Raw genomic sequence first — 3,073 nt, forward strand, 5'->3', positions numbered from 1 at the left:
GTCAGGAGCTGTGCTTCTTATGGCGGACAGCCTGATTGAAGCCTCTGTCTGGGAAATTCTATTTCATACACTGCCAGGCAGGGCAGCCCTTGGGATTTTGGCTGTGGTTGTGCTGCTGTTTCTTGGGAAAATCAACAGGATACATTAAAGAAGAAAACGTTTGGGATTGAAAGGAGAAAAACTTTGGGAGAAGCACAGCTGAAAATATGGCTTGCGGTTTTGCCTGCCGCAGCCTCAGTACTTTTGTTTATGCTTTTGATATCGCTGCAGGCGGCTTTCCGCCCAAGACGTTTGATTTTGAAGGCATACGAGGAGCTGTCCGGATTTTTAAAGGTCAGGGGACAGGAAATGGCATGGTATCAGATAAGCGGCGCGTGGCTGCAGAAAAACGGGGCTTCCTTTCACTTTGGCAGATGGATGAATCCGGTATGCTTTCTGGCAGTGAGGACGGTGGCAGCCGTCATAGGACTGGGAGCTTTTCTCAGAATTTCATGGGCTGCAGGAGTGCTGGCTGGAGGATTTTTGTTTTTTCTTCCGGGGCTGTTGCTTGTCTGGCAGAACAAAAAGGACAATGAGAGGATGCTTCCCGAGCTGCGGCTGGTTTATAACGCGCTGGAAATTCAAATAAAGGCCGGAGTCTATGTGACTGACGCGCTGGCGGAATGCTATGGAAGTGTTGAAGAGAAGAGACTGCGTCAGGCATTTTTGGACCTTACTGGAGATATTGTGATGAAAGCGGACATATACGAAGCCCTGGAGCGGTTTCAGAAAAAATTCGACAATCGTTATGTGGATTCTCTGTGTATCACCGTGCTGCAGGCATTGGAATCGGGGCAGGCTGTGGAGCTTTTGCGTGACATCGGAGAGCAGGTTAAGGATATGGAGACCATGGTATTGGAGCGCAAAAAAGCTTCCCTGGACAGAAGCATGACCTTTTATCAGCTGGGAGTGCTGACTGCGGCGCTGGGGGTGGCTCTCTATGCCTGTGTCATGGATATGTTCGCAGCGGCTGCAGGATTTTAAATGGCGCAGGACAAAAGAAAAAGGAAAGGAAGGTTTTATTATGGAAACTGGAAAAAGGAGACAGATTGCAGTTTATGTAAAAGAATTGCTTTCAAAAGGATGGGGGCGCGTAACGGGAAGGGCTCTTCAAAAGGAGAATGGGATCGACGGAATCCTTGTGACGGTTGGATTGTGTATCATAGCGCTTTTGCTCTGTGTGGTAATGAAGGACAGTCTGAAGGTATTTATAGAGACTATCGTATCGTCCCTGACAACAGAGGCGCAGAATATTCTTACAGGAGTATAGCACAGGAGAAAAATGATATGAAAAAAGAGACGGGGAATATAGGGAATCTTCTCATGACGGGAATCTGTATTCTCGCAATGACCATAGTGATGGCAGCCTATTTGAACTGTACGGAGCTGATCAGACAAAAGGGGCAGGTAAGCCAGCTGGCCAGAAGGTATATTTTGAAAATGGAAACCACAGGCTGTCTGGAGGCCGGAGACCGTGGGCAGCTGCTTTTAGAGCTTGAGGAAATAGGGGCAACGCAGATCGACCTGACAGGCACCACGGTAAACCAGGCGTCCTACAGCGCTCCGGTGACTTTGAAAATACAGGGAAAACTGGGAGGGAAATTTACATTTGAAGAAAAACGAGTGTCTACCTCCAAAAATTAAAAGCCTGTCTGGAAGAGGCCTGGGAAAAAAGGAAAAAGCACAGGCGGAAGCCGCAGTGGGAGTGTTTTTTATGGTTTTTCTCAGTATTCTTTTATATTCCCTTCTCCAGATTGAAGTTTACCGGGCGTCAGCTCTCTATCTGGAGGATGCGCTGGCGGCATCAAATCTGGCATCGGCAATTATTGATATTGAGGAATATGGGAGCACCCAGAATCTGATCATAGGCGATCCCCTTCTTGCTTTTGACAGGTATACCACGGCGTTAAAGGGAAATTTGAATTTGGACGACAGCTGGCAGTGCGAAAATAAGAGAATGATATCCGGCAGGGTGGAGGTTATAGATTATGTGATTTATAACTGTGTAAAGGAAAAGATATATGCCTGCCGCGTGGGAGAGGAGGGAATTTTGGCAAGCTGGGAAGGAACATTGGGACAGGAGAGAGCTCCAAATGGAATTTTAGTGGAATCCACAGGGGTGTACAGTGAAATTACATTTCCGGTGGAAGGAATTTTGGGAGTATGTACCCAGGCCAGAAAAGGGAAGCTTGTGGATATTATTGCAAATGAATGAGAAGGGAGAGTTTTATGAAGCTGCGAAGAGAGAAAAAATTGGAAAGCAGGGAAGCGGGAGCCGGATGGGGCTGGATCATCAGTATTGTGGCGGCATTTATTGCTGCGCTGGCAGTTTATGGAGTGATGCTCAGCTTAGAAAAAAATATGCTGACACAGTATGAAAAGGGATGTATTTACGTGGCAGCCAGACAGATTCCGGAAGGGCAATACATCACGAAAGAAAATTGTGGGGATTATTTTGTGAAAATGGAATTGGATAAAAGCTGTATTCCCAAAACGGCTATCAGAAGCCCAGAACAGGTGCAGGGCTTGATTGCAATTACCGGAATTGAGGAAGGCGTTTTGCTTACGGAGGGTATGTTTGAGGAATTAAACGAAATCACAAGTAAATTGGTAAATCCTGTGATAGCCGGGTTCAAAGCAGAGGATTTGTATCAGGTTGCAGGAGGCGTTCTGCGTTCCGGAGACCGCATACATATCTATTCTGTGAAAGAGGAAGGTAAAGAGCCTTCCACTGTGTGGAAAAATGTTTTTGTACAACAGGTATTTGATACGTCGGGAAACCGGATTTCCAATGAAGACAGCGACACGGCGGCACAGCGGATAAATATATATCTTGCAGAGGAGGATGTGGAGCGTTTTTACGAACAGCTTTCTGCCGGTTCCCTGCGGGCAGTAAAGGTATGTGATTAAAGATCATCAGCGGTGCTTTCCTGCTGCTTTGCAGCTGAACTTGCTCATGTCCGGGCGCTGTAATGCTTGCGAAATGCTTCCATTTGTGTTATTTTTTATCAAGACAAATGGCAGATGCAGGAAT

The 3,073-nt window shown here is 46.7% G+C and carries 5 protein-coding genes; all 5 read left to right on the forward strand.

Annotation, left to right across the window (positions count from 1 at the left end):
* Positions 1–183 precede the first annotated feature (183 nt).
* Positions 184–1,023, forward strand: coding sequence for a type II secretion system F family protein (locus tag AC1WIP_RS13710; protein ID WP_481142355.1), 840 nt, complete (start codon positions 184–186; stop codon positions 1,021–1,023).
* Positions 1,024–1,063: 40 nt separating this feature from the next.
* The gene (locus tag AC1WIP_RS13715; protein ID WP_481142356.1) at positions 1,064–1,309 is read left to right on the forward strand and encodes a hypothetical protein; all 246 of its coding nucleotides are present in this window, start codon (positions 1,064–1,066) and stop codon (positions 1,307–1,309) included.
* A gap of 17 nt (positions 1,310–1,326) precedes the next feature.
* Positions 1,327–1,683: a hypothetical protein gene (locus AC1WIP_RS13720; RefSeq protein WP_481142357.1), complete on the forward strand. Its 357-nt coding sequence runs from the start codon at positions 1,327–1,329 to the stop codon at positions 1,681–1,683.
* Positions 1,684–1,753: 70 nt separating this feature from the next.
* Positions 1,754–2,254 carry a hypothetical protein gene (locus AC1WIP_RS13725; protein WP_481142358.1) on the forward strand — a complete coding sequence of 167 codons (501 nt, stop codon included), beginning with the start codon at positions 1,754–1,756 and terminating at the stop codon, positions 2,252–2,254.
* 14 nt (positions 2,255–2,268) lie between these two features.
* Entirely contained in the window at positions 2,269–2,949 is a 681-nt protein-coding gene (locus AC1WIP_RS13730) for a CpaB family protein (RefSeq protein WP_481142359.1), read from the forward strand.
* Positions 2,950–3,073: the final 124 nt, after the last annotated feature.

The organism is Acetatifactor sp., assembly GCF_982438285.1.

What these genes read in the sequence shown, in the direction of transcription:
- AC1WIP_RS13725 (WP_481142358.1), top strand. Translation starts at nt 1,754, where the DNA reads ATGGTTTTTCTCAGTATTCTTTTATATTCCCTTCTCCAGATTGAAGTT.
- AC1WIP_RS13730 (WP_481142359.1), top strand. Translation starts at nt 2,269, where the DNA reads ATGAAGCTGCGAAGAGAGAAAAAATTGGAAAGCAGGGAAGCGGGAGCC.
- AC1WIP_RS13720 (WP_481142357.1), top strand. Translation starts at nt 1,327, where the DNA reads ATGAAAAAAGAGACGGGGAATATAGGGAATCTTCTCATGACGGGAATC.
- AC1WIP_RS13715 (WP_481142356.1), top strand. Translation starts at nt 1,064, where the DNA reads ATGGAAACTGGAAAAAGGAGACAGATTGCAGTTTATGTAAAAGAATTG.